This window comes from Streptomyces sp. NPDC046870, assembly GCF_040704595.1.
Classification (GTDB): Bacteria; Actinomycetota; Actinomycetes; order Streptomycetales; family Streptomycetaceae; genus Streptomyces; species Streptomyces argyrophylli.
Genome location: NZ_JBEYXM010000008.1, coordinates 309,439 through 334,163, shown reverse-complemented (window position 1 = coordinate 334,163; position 24,725 = coordinate 309,439). Strand labels below are relative to the sequence as shown.

Annotated in this window: 16 protein-coding genes; 1 reads left to right on the top strand and 15 read right to left on the bottom strand. The window is 72.9% G+C overall.

Going from position 1 to position 24,725, the window contains the following annotated elements:
• Nucleotide 1: 1 nt before the first annotated feature.
• The 14 genes from AB0946_RS20585 to AB0946_RS20520 all read right to left on the bottom strand — a co-directional run bounded on the left by AB0946_RS20585 (nucleotide 2) and on the right by AB0946_RS20520 (nucleotide 22,296).
• Nucleotides 2-1,240 carry an O-antigen ligase domain-containing protein gene (locus AB0946_RS20585; RefSeq protein WP_366762080.1) on the bottom strand — a complete coding sequence of 413 codons (1,239 nt, stop codon included), beginning with the start codon at nucleotides 1,238-1,240 and terminating at the stop codon, nucleotides 2-4.
• 1 nt (nucleotide 1,241) lies between these two features.
• Nucleotides 1,242-2,780 carry a right-handed parallel beta-helix repeat-containing protein gene (locus tag AB0946_RS20580; protein ID WP_366762057.1) on the bottom strand — a complete coding sequence of 513 codons (1,539 nt, stop codon included), beginning with the start codon at nucleotides 2,778-2,780 and terminating at the stop codon, nucleotides 1,242-1,244.
• A 13-nt stretch (nucleotides 2,781-2,793) separates the two neighbouring features.
• Nucleotides 2,794-4,746, bottom strand: a complete 1,953-nt coding sequence (locus tag AB0946_RS20575; RefSeq protein WP_366762056.1) for an alginate lyase family protein — start codon at nucleotides 4,744-4,746, stop codon at nucleotides 2,794-2,796.
• The gene (locus AB0946_RS20570) at nucleotides 4,743-6,923 is read right to left on the bottom strand and encodes a bi-domain-containing oxidoreductase (protein WP_366762055.1); all 2,181 of its coding nucleotides are present in this window, start codon (nucleotides 6,921-6,923) and stop codon (nucleotides 4,743-4,745) included. The genes AB0946_RS20575 and AB0946_RS20570 overlap by 4 nt, the downstream gene beginning before the upstream one ends.
• Before the next feature lie 17 nt (nucleotides 6,924-6,940).
• The gene (asnB, locus tag AB0946_RS20565) at nucleotides 6,941-8,875 is read right to left on the bottom strand and encodes an asparagine synthase (glutamine-hydrolyzing) (protein WP_366762054.1); all 1,935 of its coding nucleotides are present in this window, start codon (nucleotides 8,873-8,875) and stop codon (nucleotides 6,941-6,943) included.
• 3 nt (nucleotides 8,876-8,878) lie between these two features.
• A complete protein-coding gene (locus AB0946_RS20560) occupies nucleotides 8,879-10,399 on the bottom strand; it encodes a Wzz/FepE/Etk N-terminal domain-containing protein (RefSeq protein ID WP_366762053.1) in 1,521 nt (506 codons plus the stop codon).
• Nucleotides 10,396-11,766, bottom strand: coding sequence for a Wzz/FepE/Etk N-terminal domain-containing protein (locus tag AB0946_RS20555; protein ID WP_366762052.1), 1,371 nt, complete (start codon nucleotides 11,764-11,766; stop codon nucleotides 10,396-10,398). The genes AB0946_RS20560 and AB0946_RS20555 overlap by 4 nt, the downstream gene beginning before the upstream one ends.
• On the bottom strand, nucleotides 11,763-13,016 hold the full coding sequence (locus tag AB0946_RS20550; protein WP_366762051.1) for a glycosyltransferase family 4 protein: 1,254 nt from the start codon (nucleotides 13,014-13,016) through the stop codon (nucleotides 11,763-11,765). Before AB0946_RS20550 ends, AB0946_RS20555 begins: the two co-directional genes overlap by 4 nt.
• Before the next feature lies 1 nt (nucleotide 13,017).
• The gene (locus AB0946_RS20545) at nucleotides 13,018-14,334 is read right to left on the bottom strand and encodes a nucleotide sugar dehydrogenase (RefSeq protein ID WP_366762050.1); all 1,317 of its coding nucleotides are present in this window, start codon (nucleotides 14,332-14,334) and stop codon (nucleotides 13,018-13,020) included.
• A gap of 73 nt (nucleotides 14,335-14,407) precedes the next feature.
• On the bottom strand, nucleotides 14,408-15,886 hold the full coding sequence (locus AB0946_RS20540) for a sugar transferase (protein WP_366762049.1): 1,479 nt from the start codon (nucleotides 15,884-15,886) through the stop codon (nucleotides 14,408-14,410).
• Nucleotides 15,887-16,697: 811 nt separating this feature from the next.
• Nucleotides 16,698-17,702, bottom strand: a complete 1,005-nt coding sequence (gene meaB / locus AB0946_RS20535) for a methylmalonyl Co-A mutase-associated GTPase MeaB (RefSeq protein WP_366762048.1) — start codon at nucleotides 17,700-17,702, stop codon at nucleotides 16,698-16,700.
• A gap of 7 nt (nucleotides 17,703-17,709) precedes the next feature.
• Nucleotides 17,710-19,884: a methylmalonyl-CoA mutase gene (gene scpA, locus AB0946_RS20530; protein WP_366762047.1), complete on the bottom strand. Its 2,175-nt coding sequence runs from the start codon at nucleotides 19,882-19,884 to the stop codon at nucleotides 17,710-17,712.
• The gene (locus tag AB0946_RS20525; RefSeq protein WP_366762046.1) at nucleotides 19,884-21,698 is read right to left on the bottom strand and encodes a methylmalonyl-CoA mutase family protein; all 1,815 of its coding nucleotides are present in this window, start codon (nucleotides 21,696-21,698) and stop codon (nucleotides 19,884-19,886) included. Before AB0946_RS20525 ends, scpA begins: the two co-directional genes overlap by 1 nt.
• Nucleotides 21,699-21,798: 100 nt before the next feature.
• Entirely contained in the window at nucleotides 21,799-22,296 is a 498-nt protein-coding gene (locus AB0946_RS20520) for a winged helix DNA-binding protein (protein WP_366762045.1), read from the bottom strand.
• A 119-nt stretch (nucleotides 22,297-22,415) separates the two neighbouring features.
• On the opposite strand from AB0946_RS20520, the gene AB0946_RS20515 reads away from it, so the two are divergent.
• A complete protein-coding gene (locus AB0946_RS20515; RefSeq protein WP_366762044.1) occupies nucleotides 22,416-22,931 on the top strand; it encodes a YceI family protein in 516 nt (171 codons plus the stop codon).
• Here AB0946_RS20515 and AB0946_RS20510 read toward each other — a convergent pair.
• Complete coding sequence (locus AB0946_RS20510) at nucleotides 22,912-24,633, bottom strand: hypothetical protein (protein WP_366762079.1); 1,722 nt, start codon at nucleotides 24,631-24,633, stop codon at nucleotides 22,912-22,914. The two genes, AB0946_RS20515 and AB0946_RS20510, sit on opposite strands and share 20 nt — an antisense overlap.
• Between the last annotated feature and the right edge of the window lie 92 nt (nucleotides 24,634-24,725).

The window sequence follows — 24,725 nt, the reverse complement described above, 5'->3', positions numbered from 1 at the left end:
GTCAGCTCACCTCCCGGTCCCGGGCCCAGCGCGGGACACCTGGTCGTGGCAGCGGGGGAGCCGGCACCGGTGGGGCCGCGGCGGGTGCTACGAGCAGCGAGGCGGCCAGGGCCAGGTGCAGCAGGTACGGCGAGGCGTCGCCGAGGCCCGCCTCGGTGTACGACGAGATCGCGACGTAGCTGATCAGGAAGATCGCACAGGCCCTCGACAGCGACGGCGGCCGCAGCAGCGCGACACCGCCGAGCACGAGGATGACCGCTGCCACGAGGCCGACACCGATCAGACCCTGCTCGTTGTAGACGGCCAGCCAGCTGTTGTCGATCGGCAGCCCGCCGAACGACTTGTCGCCCAGGCCCACGCCGAAGAACCGCTCCCCGGTCGTCCGGGGCGCCGCCAGCAGGGCGTCCCAGACCTTGGCCCGGCCGGTGAGGCTGGAGAAGTTCTCCTTGCTCTGTCCGCGCAGGAACCAGGCCTGGAGCGCGGAGGCGAACCCCACCGCGGCCACCGTGGCGCACAGCACCGCCCAGGTGAAGAAGCGGCGGGCCGCGGCGCTGGTGAGCACGAGCGAGCCGATCGCCAGCGCCAGCCCGGCGAGCAGGCCGACGGTGGCGGTCCGGGTGTGGGTGAGCGCGAGGAGGACGAGTGACGGAACGATGACGACCGCCGCGCCGGTCCTGTCGACCCGGCGGCCCAGGAGCAGCAGCACGGTCAGCCCGGTGATCACCGCCGTGTACTGCCCGATCTGCGGCGGGGTGAGCGGCCACAGCGCGCCGACGAGGCGTCCGCCGTACAGGTCGGGCATGGCCGCGCCCGGTGAGATGGCCAGGCCGGCGGCCACCGACACGAGCACCGCGAAGTACATCCGGATGTGGTGGCGGACGAATGTCACACTGCCGTCCCACCAGCGGCTCACCAGCCACAGCGTGCCGATGAAGAGGGCCAGCCGGGTGCAGCGGAACAGCGCGCCGAACCCGGACTCCAGGTGCACGCTGGAGATCACGCTCGGCACCAGCAGCAGGGTGAGCAGGAACAGGAAGGCGCTGGGTCTGACGCGCAGCCGCACATTGAGCGCGAGCGCCAGCGCGAACGCGACGACCAGCGAGCCCATCGTGACCAGCTGGATGAGGGAGCGGGGCAGCTGGACGATGGTCCTCGCCCCGGCGGAGCCGAGCGTGTTGAGGCCCAGCAGCAGCCAGACGATCCCGACGGCCTTCGGCGGGGTGGCGGGGGCACGGTCCATCTCAGCCACCGGCCCGTCTCGTCGCGAAGGTGCTGCCGGTGTCCTGCCGGTAGGGCGGGCCCTGCCACTGCCACCGGTCGAGCACCTGGCCCGGGTCCTGGACGACGAACTGCCACGGTCCGCGGTAGGTGTTGTCGTGCCAGCGGTTGTGCTGCTCCAGGGTGATCGCCTCGGCCACCCGCTTGCCCTTGTACGGCGACCAGTCCGGATAGGTGCCGTAGTTGGCCAGCACCGCCATGCGGTCGCACTTCTCCGTGCACCTGACGACGGACCTGTCCAGGACGAAGCGGTTGTCGTGGATGTCCACCCGCTGGGTCTTCCAGCGGCAGTCGGCGTACAGCGGTGCCCTGGCGATCGCCGGTTTCGCGCACCGGGCCTTGTCCTTCACCAGCAGCGTGCAGTCACCGGACGAGGTGTTGGCCGGACTGTTGCAGAACCGGTCGGCGTTCTCCCACAGGGTGATCCCGTTCCAGTTGTTCTCCAGCAGGTTGCGGTAGATCTCGATCTTGTCCGTGCGGGCCGCGACCCGTGGCTCGCCGCCGGCCTCCGACAGGTAGACGGTCCCGAACGGGAAGTCGTCGCCGCGCTCGGCGGAGCCGCGGCCCTCGACCCAGTTGTTCCGCCGGATCGTGTTGTTCCGGATGACCGCGTTGTAGCTGATCTCGTAGATCAGCGCGGCGCCGTCGTTCTTCTCGATCAGGTTGTCCTCGAAGCGGAAGTCGTTGTTGTTGGTGTCCGCCCACAACCCGGCCCCGCGGTTGTCGTGCACCCAGTTGCCGCGCACCTCGGCGCCGTCGACCGACCAGAACTTGACGCCTCCGGTGCAGCCGCAGCCGGGTCTGCGCCGCTCCCAGTCGCCGGTGTTGTTGCCGGTGATCTCGTTGCCCTCGACCACCAGGTCGCGGATGGTGTTGCCGGTCTTGTACGCGTTCATCCCGTACTGACCGTTGTCGCGCAGGCAGTTGGCGCGGACCTGCTGGCGGGCGCCGGCCATCAGCCCGGCGCCGTTGTTGTCCCGGATGGTGCTGTGCTCGATCACCCACCCGTCGGCCATGTCGTGGTTGACCACGCCCTCGTCGGTCGGGGCGACGAAGCGCTGCACGGTCAGGTAGCGGATGGTGACATCGGGGGCGGTGCCGCTGAACGCGTAGGCGTTCTTCCTCCCGCCGTCGAGAACCGCTCCCGGCGCGCCGAGGTAGCGGTCCCCCTTCTTGGGCATGACCTGGGCGTAGCGCTCCGGGTCGAGCCGGTGCGTGCCCGGCCGCAGCCAGAACGTGGTGCCCGCGGGGCTGTTCCTCGTCTTCTCGGCCAGGTCACCGACCACGCGGGGGTCGACCGTGACCGCACCCGCCGGAGCCTTCGCGGGCCCGGCGCCGGGCTGGGCGCACACCCGGGCCACGGCCGACGCGGCCCGGGACCCGGACGGCGCGGCGGCGGGCTTGCCCGGTGCGTCCTGCGAGCTCGTACAGCCGGCCGCCGCCAGCAGGGCCAGCGTCAGCGGTGCCGCGGGCCATGCCCGGCGCCGGCACTCGATCCCCACGGGTCCCCTCCCCCTAGCCGCGGAACGTCAGTACGGTGGTGAACCCCCGCACGCCGTCGGCGGTTCCGGTGCCGACCAGCGTGGTGGTGGGTTCCTTGCGCCCGAAGCCCGCGGAGTACCAGCCCAGCGGCGGCTCGGTCTCGCCGCGGTGCGCACGCCAGGACAGCTCCCCCGGCAGCACGAGCACCGCCGAGCGGTCCGCGCCGTCCCGGGTCCAGGTGAGTTCCGCCCGGTTCCCCACCAGTTCCGCGCTGACCGCCGGGCCGAGGTGGAAGGCAAGACGCACGGACCGGCGCGGGCCGCGCACCTCGTCGACCACCCTCAACTCCCGCTCCGCGGCGTTCAGCTCCACCCGTCGGCGGTGCGTGGAGGGGCGGTAACCGTCGTGTTCGGCACACCAGCGGGCCGTACCTCTCGAGGAGGCACCGGAGGTGTCCGCGACCAGGACGCGGCTGCGGGCGTGCCGGGTCCACAGGAACGGGCCGCCGGAGACGGACTGGTCGGCGCCGTCCAGTTGCAGGGTGTTGTGGCCGAGCGTCGACCGGAAGTACCGCCGCCACTCGGGCTGCCCGTGGTAGCAGTACGTGCCCGGGTCGGCGAGCACGTCGACCCCGTCGTGCCGGACCTCCACGGACAGCGCGTCCGCGTGGGCGTGCGCGGCGATGGACAGGAAGCCGTGCGGGCCACCGTCGCAGCGGCACCAGATCCCCGCCGCACCGCGCAGGATCGTCATGCCGGCGTCGGCGAAGTGGGCCGGCCGGCTCGCCGGGCGAGACACGGACGGCCGGGCGGGTCCGAGGAGCGCGGCCAGCAGCGGGGTGCGCACATCGGTGCCGGTCACCTCCGGCCACCAGGCGAGCCGGCCGAACACGGCGTCGCCGGTGGCCAGCAAGGAGGCCCAGCGGTCGGTGCCCGCGCCGTCCACGACCAGACCGTGCCCGTCGTCCGCGTCGCCCTGGCGCGGTGGCCGCAGCCGGTCGTCCACGACGGCCGCGAGCGCGTCGGTCATCCGCAGCAGCACCAGGCGGACCGTCGCGGGAACCGGCACGCCCGCGGCGTCCGCCTCGGCCAGCGCGGCCAGGCCGAGTTCCAGCACCAGTCCGTGGTACTCGGAGGCCAGCTCGCGGTTGAGGCCGGAGGGGAAGGTGTTGGCGCGCAGGTGCCGCTCCAGCGACCGCAGCGCGTCGGCCCGCCAGCGCGCCGAGGCGGGGAACCAATCGAACGCGCAGGCCGCGGCGAACTGCCCGGCGGCCTCGGCGATCACGTGGTTGTTCGCCGACGACCCCCGGCTGGGGAAGGCGGCCAGCCAGCGCTGGTGGTGCCAGATCTGCCGCACCGCCACCGGGTTGTCCTCGAACAGTCCGGCCGCGCCGGACCAGCCGTCCAGCAGCCGGCGGATCCACACCCAGGACAGCAGCCGGATGCCCAGCTCGATGCCGCTGGTCCAGTGCACCCCGCGCAGCGGCGGGTTGGCCGCCCACCACGACCGCAGGTGCGCGGCCACGCGTTCGGCGTACCGCTCGTTCCCGGTGATCGCGTAGGCGGCGGCGAGCACGGTGAGGTACTGGTGCCGGGACGGCTCCCAGATCTGCTTGATGTCCCCGACCGCCTCCTCGTCCCGGTAGGGGACGTCGAAGGCGTAGCCCTGCGGGGCCCGGCGCCCGGTCTTCGGGTCGTACCGCCAGTCCGGGTCGGCCAGGTCGTCGCGGACCACCCCGAAGAACTCGGCGTGCCCGTCCATCAGCCGGTCCGCCTCGGCGACGAGTCGTTTGGCGGCGTCCGCCGGCACCGCGGCGATCGCCCCCGCGGGCAGGACCGCGGTGAACCGGGCGCCGGTCACGCCCGGGCAGTCCGGCGGCGCCGAACGCCACCGCCGTCTGCGCACCGCGTCGCCCGCCCGGCCCGCGACCTCCCGCGGTCCCATCCGGGACAGCCGCCGCAGGTACCAGCCCGCGCTCATGGTCATCGCGCCCGCTCCAGCGTCACCGGCGCACCGGCGGCCAGAGCGGTCCGCACGGCGAGGGTGGCCGCCGTGGTGGCGACCAGCGACGGAAGCGGCACCGGCATCGGCCCGCCGGTCCGCACGGCCTTGACGAACGCGGCCAGCTCGGCGTTCTGGCCCTTGTCCCGGGCCTTGGGCAGCCGCGAACTGACCCACCGCTTGCGGTCGTAGACGTGGGCGCGGACGAAGTCGTCGAGCCGCAGCGCCTTGCCGTCCGCGACCAGGTCCAGCGTCTCCTTGGGGAAGCCGGCCGGGCCGCCGGTGACGTAACCGATGGTGGCGGTGGACCCGTCCGGGTAGCCCAGGACGACCTGGAGGTCCTCGTTGCCGGGCGAGGCGACCGCGTACACCGAGACCGGGTCGGCCCCGAGCAGCCAGCTCGCCGTGTCGATGAAGTGCCCGCCCTCGCCGGCGAACCGCGAGCCCTCGGTGCCCTGCCGGAGGTACCAGCTGTTGTGGTCCAGGCGGCCCGCGTTGACCAGGTACCGCAGGCTCGCCGGGCCGGTCCGGGTGCCGAACCGCGCCCTGGCCTCCCGCAGCAGCGGTGCGAACCGGCGGTTGAAGCCCACCTGCAGGCGGTCGTTGCCGGACTCCTGGACCGCCGCGAGCACCCCGGCCAGCTCCTCCTCGGTGAGGGCCAGCGGCTTCTCCACGAACACGGCCTTGCCGGCCAGCAGTGCCCTGCGGGTCAGGTCGGCGTGCGAGCTGTGCCGGGTGACGACGAACACCGCGTCGACGGACTCGTCACCGAGCACGGCGTCGAGGTCGGTCGTCGCCTGGGCGAAGCCGAACTTGCGCTGCGCGTTGGCCGCGGACAGCGCCGTCGTGGTGACGACGGTCGACAGCTCGACGCCGTCGCGCCGCGCCAGGTGCGGCAGCAGCATCGACGTCGCGTAGTTGCCCGCGCCGACGAACGCAAGCCGCACCGATGCGTTGGCCGCCCGGACCGCACGCGGCCGCACGTTCGCCGCGGGCACGGCCACCGCCGGTGCCGCCGCCTCCCCGGTCGTCCCCTCCTGCCGGGGGTACCGGAACAGCACGGCCACGGCCTTCAGCTCGCCGTCCTTCAGACGCCGGTACGTCTCGACCGCGTCGTCGAATTCGGCGACGTGGGACACCAGGGGCTCCACGTCGACGCTGCCGCGGGCGAGGAGGTCGAGGAAGCACGCCAGGTTGCGGCGCTCGGTCCAGCGGACATAGCCGATCGGGTAGTCGCGCCCCTCCAGCTCGTACTCCGGGTCGTAGCGGCCGGGGCCGTAACTGCGGGAGAACCGGACGTCGAGCTCCTTCTCGTAGTACGCGTTCCACGGCAGGTCCAGGCGGCACTTGCCGATGTCGACGACCCGGCCGCGGTCCCGGCTCAGCCGGGCGGCCAGCTCGACGGGCTGGTTGCTGCCGCCGCCGGCGGCCAGGTACACCTGGTCCACGCCCAGGCCGCCGGTGAGTTCGGCGACGGCGGTCTCCACGGCCGCGGACGCGGGATCACCGCAGGCCGCGGCCCCCAGACGCCCGGCCAGCTCGCAGCGCACCGGGTCGGGGTCGACCCCGACGACGCGCACCCCCGACGCGGTCAGCAGCTGCACCACCAGCTGCCCGATCAGCCCGAGACCGATGACCAGTGCCACTTCACCGAGCCGCGGCTCACCCTGGCGGACGCCCTGGAGGGCGATCGACCCGACGGTGCCGAAGGCCGCGTGCCGGGGCGCGAGACCGTCCGGCACCGGGACGTACAGGTTCTTCGGCACCCAGTTCAGCTCGGCGTGCAACGCGTGCTCGTTGCCCGCGCAGGCCACGAGGTCGCCGGCCTTCACATCGTCGATCCCGGCGCCGACCTGCTCGACCACCCCGCACAGCGAGTAGCCCAGCGGCGTGTAGGAGTCCAGCTTGCCCATCACCTTGCGGTAGGTGGCGGGCACCCCGTTGGTGGCCACGCTCTGCATGACCTTGGCCACCTGGTCGGGACGGGAGCGGGCCTTGCCCAGCATCGACATGCCGGCCTCGGACACCTTCATGAGCTCGGTCCCGGTGGAGATCAGCGAATAGGCGCTGCGGACCAGCACACCGCCCGGCTTGCACCCCGGCACCGGCACGTCGAGCACCGCAAGCTCGCCGCTCTTGTAGTTCTGCACAACCTGTTTCACCCGAACTCCTCTGATTCCTAAGCCGTCATCCGAGTGCTCTGGCCGGACCCAGAGGTCGCGTCGCGATACCAGTACTCGAGCGTCAGTACGTGCCACAGATGCTTGGAGAAGTCCCGCTGCCCGGCGGCGTCCTCGGCGACCATCCGCCGCAGTGCGTCGCGGCGCAGGAACCCGGAACGGACGAGCTCCCCGTCGTCGACCACCTCACGCACCAGCGGTGCCAGGTCCCGGCTCATCCAGGCCCGCAGCGGCGCGCTGAACAGGCCCTTGGGCCGGTACACGATCTCCCGGGGCAGGACGGAGGTGGCCGCCTCCTTCAGGACGGCCTTGCCCTGCCGTCCGGCGATCTTGCGGTTCCCGGGCACGGCGAAGGCCGCCCTGACCACCTCGACGTCGACGTACGGCACCCGTACCTCGGTCGACGCGGCCATGCTGGAGCGGTCCGTGTACGCGAGGTTCAGACCCGGCAGGAACATCCGGGCGTCGGTCAGGCACATGCGGTTGACGAAGTCGTCCAGGTCGTTGTCCCGGTAGGTGTCCGCGTGCTCGGTGAGCACGTCCTCGACCGTCCCTGCGAGGTCCGGGTCGAGGAGGGCGAGCAGCTCGTCCTGGTCGTACATGGTGTAGCTGCGCCGGAACGCGGTCTCCTCCGGCAGATCGGCGAAGGAGAGGAACCGCTTCGCGAAGCGCACCGACCGGTACCCCCGGCGGGACGTGGCGACCGGCAGCCGGTCCACGGCCGCGGACACCCCGCGCCGCAGGGGCCGCGGGACGCGCTGGTAACGCAGCGCGAGCAGGTTGGCCAGGTGCTTGCGGTACCCGGCGAACAGCTCGTCGGCGCCCATCCCCGACAGCAGCACCTTGACCCCGGCCTCCCGGGCGGCCGAGCAGATCAGGAACGTGTTGATCGCGGCGGGGTCGCCGATCGGCTCGTCCAGGTGGTACGTCATCCGCGGCAGCAGGTCGAGCACGTCCGGAGCGATCTCGATCTCGTGCAGGTCGACACCGAACCGCTCGGCCACCTGCCGGGCGTAGCGCAGGTCGTCGGGCATCGCCTCGAACCTGGCGTCCTCGGCGCGGAACCCGATCGTGTAGGCGGAGATGCCGGGCCGGTGACGGGCCGCCAGCGCGGTCAGGTAGCTGGAGTCCAGCCCGCCGGAGAGGAAGGTCGCCACGGGCACGTCGGAGAGCAGGTGGCGCCGGGCCGACTCCTCCACGACGGCGGCCAGGTCCGGCCGCTCGCCGGCCCGGGCCCGCTCCCGGCCCTCGGCGGCGACGTCCCTCAGGTTCCAGAACCGGCCGCGCTCCACCGAGCCGTCCGCCCGGCACCGCAGCCAGCTCCCCGGCGGCAGCTTCTCCGCCTCGCGGAACGCGCACCGCGAGTCCGGCACCCAGTAGTACAGCAGCGAGGCCACCAGCGCCGCGTGGTCCACCTCCAGCGGCCCGCCGGTCGCGGCGGCGAGCGCCTTGAGCTCGGAGGCGAACACCAGCCCCTCGCCGCGCCGCAGCAGGAACAGCGGCTTGATGCCGAGCTGGTCCCGGACGAGGACGAGGTCACCGGTGCGCTCGTCGAAGATCCCGAACGCGAACATGCCGCGCAGCCGGGGCAGGCAGTCGGTGCCCCAGCGCCGCCAGGCCTCCAGCAGCACCTCGGTGTCGGAGGTGCCGCGGAAGCGCACCCCGGCGGCCGCCAGCTCGGCGCGCAGCTCCGGCGCGTTGTACAGCTCGCCGTTGTACGTCAGGGCGAGGCCGCCCGAGACCATCGGCTGGGCGCCGGTCTCCGACAGGTCGATGATGGCCAGCCGGCGGTGCCCGAGGTGCACCTCGCCGTCACCGGCCCGGTGGCTGTACCGGCCCGACCCGTCCGGACCGCGGTGGGCCAGGGTGCCGGTGAGCCGGTCGGTCACGACCTTGCCGTCCGGCCAGCGGTACGTACCCGCGATGCCACACATGTCCTACCGCGCCTCCTGGTCGTTGTCCGCGCCCCGTGCGGCCCACATCGGCTGCCGTTCCGTCCGCCGCCAGCCCGTCTGCTGGGCCGGGCGCTCGCTGCGGCCGCGCAGCGCGGTGTGCAGCCCGTCCCACAGCGTGCCGTCGGTCCGGTCGCGCGGATCGGGGTCGATCAGCACCACACCGATCACCGCGATGTGCTGGTCCGCCAGCTGCCGCGCCACGGTGTGCAGCCACGCGGCGCTGCCGTGGCCGGCCCGTACGACGAGCACCGTGTGCGTGCCCAGGTACCGCAGGTCGGTCCACGCCGTGCCGGGCGCCACCGAGCCGACGCCGAGCCGGCGTTCCCCGGGAGGCACCGCTGCGGCGCGCTCGCCGCCGACCACGGCCGGGTCCCCGGGCTTCGGGCGGCGGTCCGCGAGCTGCGGGCCGGGCAGACCGTCGACGACGGTCACCGCCCCCTCCGCCGTCATCGTCCTGGCGAGGTCGAGGGCGATCACGGCGGTGGCGCGCGCACAGCCGAGTTCCAGCAGCGACACCGGTTCCGAGGAGTCGCGCACGGTGCGGGCGAGGTGCGCGGTGAGCCGTTCGCGTGCCAGCCGGGTCCGTCGGCGCTGCCAGGGCCTGCCCGGCCGGCGGGGCAGCTCGGCGATGACGGAGGCCCCGAGGTTCGCGGCGATGTCCCGGCGCAGCACGGGGCGGTCGGCGACCACGACGCCCACGGCGGCGACGGAGAGGCCGAGGACGAGACCGAGGACGAGCCCGATCGCTGCGTCGGTGGCGGCGGCCTTGGGCAGCGAGTGCCTCACCGGGCGCGGGGCGTCGACGATCTCCGTGCCGGCGACGACCTGGGGCGTGCCGACACGCGCCTCCTCGGCACGCTGGTTGAAGTCGGCGATCCGTGTCGTCAGTTCGGCCCGGCGGGCGAAGAGCGACTCGATGCTCGCCGACTCCTGCGGGTCGGTCGCCGTCTCCGGTGACCGGTCTCCGATGTCCTTGTTGACCTGGGCGAGTTCGTCCTTCATGCGGTCACGCTGGTCGAGCAGCGCCTTGGCCTCGGCGTTCGCCGTCGCCCGCATCCTGCGCACGTGGTCCGCGACGAACGCGTCGGCCAGGGCCCTGGCCCGGGCCACCGCCTCCGCGTCGCTGTCGCCCGTCACGGTGATCTCCAGCAGGTTGTTGGTGACGCCGGCGCCCCGGTAGTCCCGCATGAAGTCCTCGGGGTCCTCGGAGGACTTGAGCGACCGCAGGGCGCTCTCGGCGATCCGCGTCGTTCCCAGCACCTCGACGTCGGTGCGGATCAGCGTTCCGGTGTCGTTCGGCTGGTCCTCCTTGTGCGCGACCAGCACCTTGGTGACCGCGGTCGGCGGCGGTGGCATCAGGACCGCCACGGCCGCGCCGGCCAGCAGTCCGAGGAGTGCCATGGCGCACCACAGGCGGCGGCGTCTGCGGACGGCGACGACCAGTGCGTGCAGGTCGAGGAGCGGGGTGGTGGCCGACGACTCCGGTGTCGTGCTCGTCGTCACGCTGAACCCCCCGTCGCGTGGCCGCGTACCGCCAGGGCCAGAGTCGCCTCGTCCGCGGGACGTGCGGCCGTCCTGGTGGGCCGGGTCCGGACCAGGCCGGCGACGACGATGCCGACGACCTCGTGCCCGCCGTCCGCGCACGCCTCGGCGATGCCGGCGAGCTCCTCCGCGGTCCAGCTCCCCGCGCTCAGGACGACCAGGGCGCCGGACTCGGTGTCGCGGTCCGGTACGACCGGCCGGTCCACCGGGACCCGCACCACCCGCAGCTGCGGGTCGCTCTTGGCCTCGGCGGCGAGCTGTTCGGCGGCCCTGCGCCCGATCTCGTCGCCGTCCGGTACGACGGCCAGCAGACGCCGTGGAGAAGGAAGCCGGGTCCGCAGCCGGGCGCACACCCGGCGGTAGCGGATCCGCCGGCCCGCCTCGTCGCCGGATGCCTGCGGGGCCGGGAGGTCCCACCGGGGGTCGATGCCGAGGAGCCGGCGGATCCGGGCCCGTGGGCCGCGGTCCTCCGGCCGGTGCCTGCCCCGCCGTTCGTCGGGCACGTCGACGGTGCCGAGGAGCGCCGAGCCCAGTGCCGCGGCGATCTCCGGCTCGGTGCGCAGCCGGCGGTTCGCCCGTGCGGCGACGAGATGGCCGATGACCGCGAGCAGGAAGAACAACAGTGCCCCGGCGACGACGAGCTGCACCCTGGTCGGCGGAGCCTCGCCGGTCGGGCGGGCAGCCGGCCCCATGACGACCATGCCGGCCACGGTGTTCGCCGGGTCGGCCTGCTCGAGCTTCGTCATGGCCTCCTCCAGCGACGTGCGCAGCTTCTCCAGCTCGGTGCGGACCTGCACGCTCTCCACGGTCTGTCCCGGGTCGGCCGCGTCGGCCAGTTCGCTGATGCGGCGGTTGGTCTCCTCGACCTTCTTCCGCAGCGCCCCGGGCCCGGTGGCCGCCTTGGCGTCGGTGCCGCCGCCCGCGATCCGCGCCGCGAACTTCACGAACTGGTCGGCCACCTGGTCGGCCAGCCGCTGCGCGCGCTCCGGGGTGTCGGCCGTGCCCGAGATCTTGATGATGTTGCCGTCGGCGGCCTTGGCGGCCACCTGGTCCCGCAGCTCCGTGCCGCTGACACCGGGCCAGCCGAGCGCGTCCGCGGCGCGGTCGACCACCGTCGAACTGGTCGCGATGTCCACCTGGGTGAGCAGTTCGCGTTCTTCCCACTGTCCGGGCAGCAGGACCGAGGCCGACGTCGTGTACCGCGGCGGGAACAGCAGGGAGGCGCCGTAGCCGGCGAGCGCTCCCACCAGGGCGAGGACGGCGAGGAGCCGCCAGCGCCGGCGGAACACCCGTCCGATCGTGACCAGGCGTATCGTGTCGTCGCTCAACGTCGCGGCCTCTTCCCTGCCCGGACCGGACCGCCCGCCGACACCGGAGCGCGGTCACGGCAGGCAGCGGCGTAGGCGGCGAGCAGCGACGCCTGCGAGTTCCGCCAGGAGAGCGGCCCGCTGATCCGCTCCTGGCCGAGCTTGCCCATCCGGGTCCGCTGCTCCGGATCGTCCAGCAGCAGCGCGATGAGCCCCGCGAACTCGGTCTCGTCGTTGGCGCGCGCGTAGACGGCGGCGTCACCGGCGGAGACCCGCGCCTCGCGGAGGTCGAACGAGACGATGGGCCGGCCCATCACCATGTACTCCAGGACCTTGTTCATGGTGGACACGTCGTTGAGCGGATTGAGCGGGTCGGGGGAGAGGCACACGTCCGCGGTGGACAGGTAGCGCACCAGGTCGGCGTCCGGAACGCGCCCGGTGAACTCCACCTGCTCCGCGAGCCCGAGCCGCCTCGACAGTTCCACCATCGCGTCGAAGGTGTCGCCGGCACCGACGAACACCGCGTGCCAGTCGGTCCGCCCGAGCTCGTCGCGCAGCTTCGCGAGGGCCCGCAGGGCGTAGTCGACGCCGTCCTGCGGGCCCATGACGCCCAGGTAGCACAGCAGATGAGGCTTGCCGCGCTTCAGCTCCGGCTCGGGCGGTACCGGCCGGAACCGCTCGGTGTCGGGCGCGCTGCGCACCACGAAGACGTCCTGCGGACGCCGGCCGCCACGGCGCAGCGCGACACCCCGGTAGCTCTCGTTCGTGGCGAGAACGACGTCCGCGGCCCGGTAGGTCAGCCGTTCCAGCGCGCACACGGCGCGGTAGAGCAGGTCCTTGCCGCGGTCGAACCGGGAGAGGTACAGCTCGGGCACCAGGTCGTGCTGGTCGAACACGAACCGCGCGCCGCGCCGCTTCAGCCACAGTGCCGGCAGGAACAGCAGGTCGGGCGGGTTGCAGGCGTGGACCACGTCGACCGGGCCGACCTTGCGGGCCAGCCGGAGCGTGTGCCACAGCGCCGATCCGTACTCCCGCAGGTAGCCGGCCGGTCCTCCGGTGGCGGCGCGCAACGGGTAGCGGTGGATGCGCACCCCGTCGATCTCCGCCTCCGGCTCCGTGTCCCGCTTGGTCCCCCGGGGGCAGATGACGTGCACCTCCCAGCCGGCGTCGCGCAGCGTCGTGCACTCCTGCCACACGCGCCGGTCGAACGGCACGGACAGGTTCTCCACCAGGACCAGCGCGCGCCGGGCCGGCCCGGCGCCGCCCGTCATGTCACCAGGCAAGGCCCACGTACCCCGGTTCGGCCCGGCGCGCCTCGGCGTCGGGGAGGCGGACGAGGTCGACGAGCACCGGTCCGTCGCCCTGGGGCAGGGCCGACAGCACGGCCGGGTCCCTGGTGCCGACCAGGCACACCTCGGCGTGCTCCAGCACCTCGCCGACGGAGTCCGCGAGCAGTTGCGCGAGGTGCGGCAGCCGGTTCTCGATGTACTCCCGGTTCGCGCCGATCAGCCGGGAGAGGTTCACGTTGGCGTCGTAGATCCGCAGGTCGTACCCCTTGCCGAAGAGCCTCTCCGCCAGCTCGACGAGCGGGCTCTCGCGCAGGTCGTCGGTGCCGGGTTTGAAGGAGAGCCCGAACATGCCTATGCGTCTTCTGCCGGTCCGCTCGACCAGGTCCACCGCGCGTTGCAGATGGTCGGAGTTGGAGGGCAGCACGTGGGCGAGGATGGGCACCGAGACGTCGGCCCGCTGCGCCGCGTGCACCAGGCTGCGCAGGTCCTTGGGCAGGCAGGAGCCGCCGAAGGCGAAGCCGGGCCGCAGGTAGGCGGGGCTGATGTTCAGCTTGCGGTCGGCCAGGAAGACGTCCATCACCTGGTGCGAGTCGACCCCGAGCGCCTGGCACACCGCGCCCAGTTCGTTCGCGAAGCCGATCTTGAGGCCGTGGAACGCGTTGTCCGCGTACTTGATCGCCTCGGCCGTCGGGACCGGCACCCGGAACACCTCGCCGGGCAGGCCGTCGTACAGCGCCGTCACCGTGTCGCCGCTCGCCGGGTCCAGCTCGCCGATGACGGTCTTGGGCGGGTCGAAGAAGTCCCGCACGCTCGTGCCCTCGCGCAGGAACTCCGGGTTGACCGCGACCCCGACGTCCACGCCGGCCGTACCGCCGACGTACTTCTCCAGGATCGGCACCAGCAGGTTCAGGCAGGTGCCCGGGAGCATGGTGCTGCGGAAGACGACGGTGTGCCGCCCGCCGCGCTCGGCCAGCGCCGCGCCGATCTGCTCGGTGACCCGCTCCAGATACGTGGTGCACAGACTGCCGTTGGGCTCCGACGGCGTCCCCACGCAGACCAGCGACACCTCGCTGTCCGCGACCGCCTCGCGGACGTCGGCGGTGGCGCGCAACGCCCCCGTCCGCACGACCTCGGCGGTGAGCTCGCCGATCCGCTCCTCGACCACCGGGGCCTTGCCGTCGTTGACCAGGTCGACCTTCACCTGGTTGACGTCCACCCCGATGACCTCGTGACCCATGCTGGCCAGGCACGCGGCCGACACGCAGCCCACGTAGCCGAGCCCGAAAACGCTGACTCTCATGACCCGTTCCTCCCCCCAGGCAGGCCTGGTGGCCTGCGGTCCGCGCGTCCGGCCGGACGACGGCCCCCGCACATCAGTAGGCGCCCTGCCCGTAGAGCACCGCACGCAGCGTCTTCCACAAGATCACTGTGTCCAGGGCGAGCGACCAGTCCTCCACGTACCGCAGGTCCAGACGGACCGCTTCCTCCCACGACAGGTCGCTGCGCCCGCTGATCTGCCACAGGCCGGTGAGTCCGGGCTTGACCAGCAGCCGACGCCGGATGTCCGGGTCGTACGCGGCGCACTCCTCCGGCAGCGGAGGCCGCGGACCGACGAGCGACATCGAGCCGGTGAGCACGTTGAACAGCTGCGGCAGCTCGTCGAGCGAGTACCGGCGCAGCACGGTTCCGACCCGGGTCACGCGCGGATCCCGGCGCAGCTTGAACAGCGGGCCGGCACCCTCGTTGCGGTGGGCCAGCTGGGCACGCGCCCCGTCGGCCCCGACCACCATGGTGCGGAACTTGTACATGGTGAACTCGTGGCCGTCCTTGCCGACCCTGCGCTGGCGGTAGAACGCCCCGCCCCGGCTGTCCGCCACCACGAGCAGCCCGACGAGCACCATCAGCGGTGCGAACAGCAGCAGCAGGAGCGCCGCGCCCATCCGGTCGACGACGCCCTTGACCGCCCGGCGGCCACCGGTGAAGGCCGGCATGCTGACCCGCAGCAGCGGGATGCCGAGCACCGCGTCGACGTGCAGCCGGGGACCGGCCACCTCCATCAGCACGGGTGCCACGACCATCTCGGCGTCGCTGCCCTCGAGGTTCCAGGCCAGCCGCTGCAGCCGGGCCGGTGACCAGTGCGGGTCCGGTGTGACCGCGACGACACGGTAGCCGTCGTGGTGGACGTGCTTGGCGACGTCCGCGAGTTGGCCGACGACCGGCACCCCGTCCAGTTCGTCACCGTCGAGACCGAGACCGTCCGTCGTGCACACCGCGTCCACGCGCCAGCCGAGGTGCGGGAACTTGCGGGTCCGGGTGATCAGGTCGCGCACGGTGGCCACGCTCCCGGCGGCGAGCACCGGCCGCAGGCACTGTCCCTCCTTGCGCTGTTTGTGCAGCCACAGGCGCAGCAGGTACCGCGCGGTCATGGTGACGAGCGCGATCGCGGGGACCGCGACGAAGATCCAGAGCTTGATGTTGCGTGAGGTGAGGGCTATCCCGCCGAGCGCGAGGACGACGGTCGCCGTGAACAGTGAGCGTCCGAGCCGCCGGAACTCCTCGGCTCCCTGGCCGAGCACGGCCGGAGCCCATGCCCGGCTCACCGCGAGCGCGCCGAGCACCAGCAGTTCGGTGCCGAAGGCGAGTATCCCCCACTTCTCATGCCAGTTGGCCGCGTCGCGGGCCCCGAAGAAGTTGCCGATCGCCGCCACCACGAAGGCCGTGGCCACGGTGTCGCTGATGATCACGGTACGGCGGTACCGCTGCTCCCAGTCGGTTGTGGGCCGGCTGGCCGCCCCGTTCGCCAGACGCTCGCGCGCAGACGGAAACGGGCTGACAAGTCCCCCTTGCCGCACAGAACCCCCCCAGGTCCCAGTGGTTCGACGTGTTCGCCCAACACTGTTCGTCCCCCTCGGGAGGCCCCCGCCCCCCGACTGTTCCTCCCCCGGGGGCCCCCGCCCCCGCGCATGCCGTCCCGGCTGTTCCGGAACCCCCGGTGCTCCCCGCACCTCAAGGCCCCGTCTCGGGCTCCAAGAATTGATCATCAATACGTCCGGCACAGGGGACGCGACTGCCGGCTTTCCGTTGCGCCGGAATTGAAGATCATTAATTGGTCGCCAAGTGTCCGAACAGCTGAAGCACGGTCAATCTAGACCATCGGGACCGATCTGAAGAGAGGATGTGTGGAATTTGTGCTCAGGCTTTTGGGGCTCGGTCCACCGCCCGGTGACCGCCCATGGGTGCCTTTGCGCCAGCGCGCGCCCAGCGGCTCATCCAACCCCACAAGCGGCTTCCATGCGACGTGGTCGTACGGGCAAAGGGCCGGTGACCTGCTACTTCTCTCGGTTGCTTGGGGAGGTGGATGCCGCGCCGATCAGGGCGCCGGACGTCATGAATGCCGCCGGGCGCCCGCACGGCGGGCGGCCGGCGTGATCGAAACCGGCACCGCCCGGTATGGCCGGTCTTCACTGGTTCCCGGCAAACCCGCACACCACTTCAGGAACAGAGGTTCCTGTGTTCGCGCGTTTGTTCGCGCTGTGCGCATCCCCGGATTCCCGGATCGCTGGGTTCTTTCCGTGGAACGGATTTCCGCGCCGTACCGCCGGTGGCCCGCCGTACCGCCGCGTCCCGCCGCGCCGGAGGGACGCGGCGGGACCCGGGTGTCGCTCAGCCCTCGGCCGGACGCGCCGTGCGGCCCTCGAAAGCCGCCAGGATGCGCTCCGCCGCCAGCGTGGCCGTCAACCGGCCCTCCCTGACCTGCTGTTCGAGGTCCGGTGCCGTCGCGCGGACCGCCGGGTCGGCGTGCAGACGGCCGAGGAGTTCGTCGCGGACCATCGCCCAGGTCCAGCCGACCTGCTGGTCCCGGCGCTTGGCGGCCAGCCGGCCGGTGGAGTCGAGCAGGGCGCGGTGCTGCTCCAGACGTTCCCAGACCGTGTCGAGGCCGGCCGACTCGCGGGCGCTGCAGTGCAGCACCGGCGGGGCCCAGAAGGCGTCCTTGCCGTGCATCAGGCGCAGCGCGCCCGCCAGCTCCCGAGCCGCCGCCCGCGCGTCGCGCTCGTGCGGGCCGTCCGCCTTGTTGACGGCGATCACGTCGGCCAGCTCCAGGACGCCCTTCTTGATGCCCTGCAACTGGTCACCGGTGCGGGCCAGCGTCAGCAGCAGGAAGGAGTCGACCATCTCGGCGACCGTGGTCTCGGACTGGCCGACGCCGACGGTCTCGACCAGGATCACGTCGTAGCCCGCCGCCTCCATCACCACCATCGACTCCCGGGTGGCCTTCGCGACCCCGCCCAGCGTGCCCGCGCTGGGGGAGGGGCGGACGAAGGCCGCCGGATCGACCGCCAGGCGCTCCATCCTGGTCTTGTCGCCCAGGATGGAGCCGCCCGTGCGGGTGGAGGACGGGTCGACGGCCAGGACCGCCACCCGGTGGCCCAGCGAGGTCAGCATCGTGCCGAACGCGTCGATGAACGTCGACTTGCCGACCCCCGGCACCCCGCTGACGCCGATCCGCCGCGCCCGCCCGCTGTGCGGCAGCAGTTCGGTGAGCAACTGCTGTGCCAGCGCCCGGTGCTGCGGCCGGGTGGACTCGACGAGCGTGATGGCGCGGGCCACCAGGGCCCGCTTCCCGTCCAGCACACCCTTCACATAGGTGTCCAGATCGATCGCGGCCATCGCGGCCCTACAGCTCGTGGCCGAGGTCGGCCGACAGGCGCTTGACCAGGTCGTGGGCGGCGTCCGGGATCACGGTCCCCGGCAGGAACACCTCCGCCGCGCCCATCTCCCGCAGGGCCGGCACGTCCTGCGGCGGGATCACCCCGCCGACCACGATCATGATGTCCTCGCGGCCCTCCTCGGCGAGCCTCTCGCGCAACGCCGGGACGAGCGTGAGGTGACCGGCGGCCAGCGAGGAGACCCCGACCACGTGCACGTCCGCCTCGACGGCCTGCCGGGCGACCTCCTCCGGCGTCTGGAACAGCGGGCCGACGTCGACGTCGAAGCCGAGGTCGGCGAAGGCGGTCGCGATCACCTTCTGGCCGCGGTCGTGGCCGTCCTGGCCCATCTTGGCGACCAGGATGCGCGGCCTGCGCCCCTCGGCCTCCTCGAACGCGTCCACCAGCGCCCGGGTGCGGTCCACGGACGGGGACTGGCCTGCTTCGTTGCGGTACACGCCGGAAATCGTACGGATCTGGCTCGCGTGCCGTCCGTACACCTTCTCCAGGGCGTCGGAGATCTCACCGACCGTCGCCTTGGCGCGGGCCGCGCGCACGGCCAGCTCCAGCAGGTTCTCCGTGCCGTCGGCCGCCCGGGTGAGCGCGTCCAGGGCGTCCCGGCAGGCCCGCTCGTCCCGCTCCGCCCGCAGCCGGCGCAGCTTCTCGATCTGCTGCGCCCGCACGGAGGAGTTGTCGACCTTGAGGACCTCGATCCGCTCGTCGCTGTCGACGCGGTACTTGTTGACGCCGATCACCGGCTGCCGCCCGGAGTCGATGCGGGCCTGGGTGCGGGCCGCCGCCTCCTCCACGCGCAGCTTGGGGATGCCGGCGTCGATGGCCTGCGCCATGCCGCCCGCCTGCTCGACCTCCTGGATGTGCGCCCACGCCTTGCGGGCGAGGTCGTACGTCAGCCGCTCCACGTAGGCACTGCCGCCCCACGGGTCGATGACCCGGGTGGTGCCCGACTCCTGCTGGATGAGCAGCTGGGTGTTGCGGGCGATGCGCGCCGAGAAGTCGGTCGGCAGCGCCAGGGCCTCGTCGAGGGCGTTGGTGTGCAGCGACTGGGTGTGCCCCTGGGTCGCCGCCATCGCCTCCACGGCCGTGCGCGTGACGTTGTTGAACACGTCCTGCGCGGTCAGCGACCAGCCCGAGGTCTGCGAATGGGTGCGCAGCGAGAGGGACTTGGCGTTCTTCGGGTCGAACTGCCGCACCAGCTTGGCCCACAGCAGCCGGGCCGCGCGCAGCTTGGCGATCTCCATGAAGAAGTTCATGCCGATCGCCCAGAAGAAGGACAGCCGGGGCGCGAACGCGTCGACGTCCAGGCCCGCCTCCCGGCCCGCGCGGATGTACTCGACCCCGTCCGCGAGCGTGTACGCCAGCTCCAGGTCGGCCGTCGCGCCGGCCTCCTGGATGTGGTAGCCGGAGATGGAGATGGAGTTGTAGCGGGGCATCCGCTGCGAGGTGTACGCGAAGATGTCGGAGATGATCCGCATCGACGGCTTCGGCGGGTAGATGTAGGTGTTGCGGACCATGAACTCCTTCAGAATGTCGTTCTGAATGGTCCCGGCCAGCTTCTCGGGCGGTACGCCCTGTTCCTCCGCCGCCACGATGTACAGCGCCAGCACCGGCAGCACGGCGCCGTTCATCGTCATCGACACCGTCATCCGGTCCAGCGGGATGCCGTCGAAGAGCCGGCGCATGTCGTAGATCGAGTCGATGGCCACGCCCGCCATGCCGACGTCACCGGTCACGCGCGGGTGGTCGCTGTCGTAGCCCCGGTGCGTGGGCAGGTCGAAGGCGACCGACAGCCCCTTCTGACCGGCCGCCAGATTGCGCCGGTAGAAGGCGTTGGACTCCTCGGCGGTGGAGAAGCCCGCGTACTGGCGGATCGTCCAGGGCTGGTTGACGTACATCGTCGGGTACGGGCCGCGCAGGTACGGCGCGATGCCCGGGTAGGTGCCCAGGAAGTCCAGGCCCTCCAGGTCACGGCCGGTGTACAGCGGCTTGACCCCGATGCCCTCCGGGGTCTCCCACAGCGGCTCCGTGCCCCCGGTGGCCCGCTTCAGGGCCTCGCGCCACTCGCCCTCGGTGGCGTCGGCGGCCGGGGTCCCCAGCTCGATGCCGGAGAAGTCGGGGATTCCCATCAGGACACTCCCATGCGGTCGAGGGTCGCGGACAGGACGTCCACGGCGTCACAGCCCGCGAAGACGTACGAGTCGATGCCGGCGTAGTCGCCCCGGCCCGCCAGGAAGACATGCCGGGCACCGGCCGCGCGCAGCGCCTGCGCGGTCTGTTCGGCCTGTTCGGCGTAGAGCGCGTCGGTGGAGCACAGCACGGCCTCGGTGGCGCCGCTGTCCTCGAAGCGGCCCTCGGCGACCGGCTCGATGCCGCCGGCCTGGAAGAGGTTGGCGGCGAAGGTCGAGCGGGCGGTGTACTCGGCGGCGGAGCCGATCGTGGCGAGGAAGATCCGCGGCCGGGCGCCGGTCGCCGCCAGATGGGCGTCGGAGCGGGCGCGCAGCTCCTCGAACGCCTCGTCGCGGCGCACGCGCGGCAGTCCGCCGGACGGCGGCTCGGGCGCGGGCGCGCGCTCCACCGGCTTCTCCGCCAGCAGCGGGAACTCGCTGACCCCGGTGATGGGTTCGCGCCGCTTGGCGAGCCGCTTGGAGCGCTCGGCCCAGGTCGTCGCCAGGTCGGTGCGCAGCCGGCCGGAGCGCAGGACGGCCGCCTGGCCGCCGTCGCGCTCGACCGACCGGAAGAACTCCCAGGCGGCCTCGGCGAGTTCGTCGGTCAGCCGCTCGACGTACCAGGAGCCTCCGGCCGGGTCGATGACCCGGGCCAGGTGGGACTCCTCGATCAGGATGGAGGAGGTGTTGCGGGCGATCCGGCGCGCGAACGCGTCCGGGAGGCCGAGCGCGTGGTCGAACGGCAGCACGGTCACGGAGTCCGCCCCGCCCACCCCCGCGGCGAGCGTCGCGACCGTCGTGCGGAGCATGTTCACCCAGGGGTCGCGGCGGGTCATCATCACCGGCGACGTCACCACGTGCTGCACCTGCGCGCCCACTGCCGGCGCCCCGCACACCTCGGCGACCCGCGCCCACAGCCGGCGCGCGGCGCGCAGCTTGGCGATGGTCAGGAACTGGTCGGCGGTGGCCGCGTAGCGGAACTCCAGCTGGGCGGCGGCCTGGTCGACGCCGAGCCCGGCCTCGGTCAGCTCCCGCAGGTAGGCCACGCCGGTGGCCAGCGAGGCGCCCAGCTCCTGCGCGGCCGAGCCGCCCGCCTCGTGGTAGGGCAGCGCGTCCACGGTCAGCGCGCGCAGGCCCGGGTACCGCTCGGCGCAGCGGACGGCCAGGGCGGCGAAGGGGGCGAAGTCCAGTGCGGTGCCGGTGCGGGCCTCGTACCCGAGCGGGTCGCCGCCCAGGTTGCCGCGGGCGGCCTCGGGGTCCACGCCCTTGTCCTCGTACAGCCGCAGCAGCGCCTCGGCGGCGGCCTCGGTGTCGCGGCCCGCGTCCAGGGCGACCGGTGCCAGATCGAGGTAGACGCCGTCGAGGGCGCGGCCCAGCGCGGGGACCGGGATGCCGCCCTCGCCCAGCACCAGCCACAGGGAGGTGCCGCCGTTCTCCAGGTCGGCGAGCACGGCGTCGGCCGGGTTGCCGGCGAGTGCCGTGTGCCGCTGCCGCACGTCCCAGCCGCTCGTGCTGGTGCCCTCCGGGCGGCTGCCCCGCACGAAGGGGGCGAAGCCCGGCAGGCCGGGGTCGGGCGCGCTGTCGCGCGCGGTGTACAGGGGCCGGGTGCGCAGCCCGTCCTCCAGCGTCGTGGACAGGGCGTCCTCGGCTGCCGCGCCGGTCAGTTCCTTGCCCGACTTGCGCAGGACGCCCTCGACCAGGCGTTGCCACTGCTCATGTGTCGCGTCAGGGAACTCGGCGGCCAGTGAGAGCCCGTCGTCAGGCAGGACCGTCATGGCTCGGATGCTAGGGCAGGCCGCCGGAGCCAGGGCGGAGCACGGGCTGTGAGGTTTCTCTTCTTGCGGTGGTGATCTGTGTCTCTCCGTGCCCGGCGGCTCAGTGGGTCCCGGTCTCCAGGTCGGGGACGAGGGCGCTCATGGCCGCTCGCTGCTCGGGGCCCATGGAGTCGGCGAGGGCCTGGCGGACGGTGCCGGCGAGCAGGGCGGAGGTCTCGCGCAGCAGGTCGCGGGCCTTGTCGGTGAGGGCGACCTGCACGCCCCGCTTGTCGCCGCACACGGACGTGCGGCTGACGAGACCGGCCCGCTGGAGGCAGGCGATCTGATAGGTGAGGCGGGTCTTGGGGCGGCCGAGGAGATCGGCCACCTGGGTCATCCGCAGTCCGGTGCGCGGCTGCTCCGCCAGCAGGCACAGGATCAGGAACTCGTCGTGGGAGACGTCCAGGGTCTCCTTCACCGCCGACCGCAGCCGCTGCTCCACGGCGCCCGTCGCGGCCAGCAGGAGCATCCAGGCGCGCAGCTCGCCCGGGAGCAGCCCGTCCCCGTGCGCGAGGGGACAGGAGGGCTGGTCGGCGGTGTGCACGTCGGAGGCGGACATGGGTCGAGTCTACCTGTTGTCCAAATTTGTACGAGAACACTCGCCTGCTGTTGTTCAAATTTGGATGAGGGGCTAGCGTGAGGCCCAGTCATCCAAATTTGAATCACCTGGAGTACGACATGACCGTCGCCGTGGAAACAGGTCTGTGGCAGCTCGACCCGACCGCGTCCACCGTGGGCCTGCGGCACAAGACCCTGTGGGGCCTGGTCACCGTGAAGGGCGCCTTCACCGGCGTCGGCGGCACGGGCGAGGTCCGGCCCGACGGCTCGGCCACGGGCACCGTGACCCTGGACGCGGCCTCCCTCGACACGAAGAGCGCCAAGCGGGACGTCCACCTGCGGTCGGCCGACTTCTTCGACACCGACCGCCATCCGGAGATCACCTTCACCGTGCGCGGCGCCGACCGGCTCGACGGCGACACGGTCCGGGTCACCGGACAGCTCACCGTCCGGGGCGTCGGCCGGCCGCTGTCCCTCACCGCCCGCCTGACCGACGTGAGCGCCGACGCGCTGACCCTGGAGACGGAGTTCGGCGTGGACCGCGAGCAGTTCGGCATGGGCTGGAACCAGCTCGGCATGATGCGCGGCCTGACCACGGTCACGGCCGCGCTCCGCTTCACCCGCGCCGCGGACTGAGGCCCAGCTCCGCCCGGGGCACGTCCCGGGTGGACAGCGTCTGCGGGTCCGCCGTGAAGGCGCGCAGCCGGTACCGGGTGCCGGGTTTCGCCGGCGCCCGGACGTCGCCGGACGGCGCCCACAGTTCGACGGTCGCCGTGCGGTGCGCGGGAATCGTCGCCGGGCCGCGCATCAGCGACCAGTAACGGCCCATGCCCTGGCCGGCGCTGAGCATGTAGTGCGGGGTGAGCGCGGTGCCGCCCGTGTTGGTGACCCGCAGGGTCAGCCGGGACAGGGTCCGTGCCGGCGTCCGCCGGACCGCCGTGACGTCCATCCGCAGCGGCGGCGCCCCCGTCGCCGCCAGGGCCGCGCTCACCAGCGCGGGTGCGATCAGCGCGCCGGCGGCCACGGCCAGTGCCGCCCGGCGGCGCGGGCCGGTGAACGGGCGGGGCCGCGGCTGCCAGGCGTGGGCGAACTCCGGCAGCGGCGCGGTCACCGCCGCCGCCAGCCACAACGGGGTCATCATCAGGTAGTAGCCGTCCTGCGACCGGGTCGCCAGGTAGAACGCGCACCAGGGCAGTACGGTCGCGGCCGGTCCGAGCCGCCGGACGAACAGCACGAACACCGCCAGCAGGGCGGCGGCGAGCAGCATGCTCGCCCGGCCGTACCAGTCGAGGCGGTCGCTGCCGTGGGTGAAGTACAGCGAGACGTCGACCAGTCCCTGGCCGTGCAGCACCGCGCCCTGGGTCAGCGGCAGGGCGATGCCCCGCAGCCACCGGCCGGGCTCGCTCACGACGAAGTACACGTTGATCAGCAGCCAGGTGAGCACCGCGGTCCCCGTGATCCGCAGCACCACCCACGCCGCCGCCCGGCCGCCCAGCTCCCCGCGCCGCACGGCGTAGATCCCGGCCAGCAGGAACGGCGTGACGAACCACGGCAGTTGCTGGGCGGCACACGCGGCACCGAGACACGCGGCCCGCGCGATCCCGGCCGCGCCCAGCCGGCCGCGCGCGCCGAGCCGGGGCCAGCGCACCACCACCGGCAGCAGCAGGACCAGGCCGATGATCGCCGGGTAGCCCTGGCGGGCGTAGCTCGGCAGGAAGCCGAAGCCGAGACAGACCATCGTCGCCGCCGAGCGCCAGGGCACCGGGAGCAGCCGCCACAGCACCACCGCGCCCACGACCAGCGCGGCCGTCGCCGCCGCCGTCGCCGGGGCGCCGCCGGGACCCAGCCACAGCAGGGGCGCGGTGAGCAGCGGGGCCAGCGGGGGATAGCCGTAGGTGAAGTCGTATCCGCCGTCCATGGTCGGCGTCAGCGCGACGCCCTCGGCGTGGAACAGCCACGGCCAGGGCTGCTCGTACACCGGGTGCCCGGCGGCCAGTTCCCGCGCGGCCTGGGTGGTGAGGACCGCCTCGTCGCCGCCGCCGTGGTTCAGCGCCCAGGCGCACAGGGTGAGGGTGACCGCCGTCGCCAGCACCACCAGGTCCAGGCGGGCCAGCGAGCGCGTCCGGCGGACGGTGAGGGCGAGCACGCCGGTCACCAGGATCGAGGCGTAGCAGACCGAGATGACGCCCGCGAGGACCAGCTGGTGCGTCGCCGCCTGGGTCCACACCGAGCGCGTGCCGATGAACAGGCTCACGTCGGCGAGGAGCGTCAGTACGCGGTGCCACTGCGCGGGGCCGTCCGGCACCGCCGCGCGGGCCCCCGGATCGGCGGACACCACCGACGATGTCCGCCGTCCGGGTGTCACCTGCTGTGTCTCTGCCACGTGCACGGCACGCGACGCTAGCGGGGAGCGGTGAGCGAAGGCGCCCG

Coding starts and splice junctions, on each gene's coding strand:
- AB0946_RS20585 (WP_366762080.1), bottom strand. CDS start 1,240: ATGGACCGTGCCCCCGCCACCCCGCCGAAGGCCGTCGGGATCGTCTGG.
- scpA (WP_366762047.1), bottom strand. CDS start 19,884: ATGGGAATCCCCGACTTCTCCGGCATCGAGCTGGGGACCCCGGCCGCC.
- AB0946_RS20525 (WP_366762046.1), bottom strand. CDS start 21,698: ATGACGGTCCTGCCTGACGACGGGCTCTCACTGGCCGCCGAGTTCCCT.
- AB0946_RS20515 (WP_366762044.1), top strand. CDS start 22,416: ATGACCGTCGCCGTGGAAACAGGTCTGTGGCAGCTCGACCCGACCGCG.
- AB0946_RS20520 (WP_366762045.1), bottom strand. CDS start 22,296: ATGTCCGCCTCCGACGTGCACACCGCCGACCAGCCCTCCTGTCCCCTC.
- AB0946_RS20550 (WP_366762051.1), bottom strand. CDS start 13,016: ATGACGGGCGGCGCCGGGCCGGCCCGGCGCGCGCTGGTCCTGGTGGAG.
- AB0946_RS20575 (WP_366762056.1), bottom strand. CDS start 4,746: ATGACCATGAGCGCGGGCTGGTACCTGCGGCGGCTGTCCCGGATGGGA.
- asnB (WP_366762054.1), bottom strand. CDS start 8,875: ATGTGTGGCATCGCGGGTACGTACCGCTGGCCGGACGGCAAGGTCGTG.
- meaB (WP_366762048.1), bottom strand. CDS start 17,702: ATGGCCGCGATCGATCTGGACACCTATGTGAAGGGTGTGCTGGACGGG.
- AB0946_RS20545 (WP_366762050.1), bottom strand. CDS start 14,334: ATGAGAGTCAGCGTTTTCGGGCTCGGCTACGTGGGCTGCGTGTCGGCC.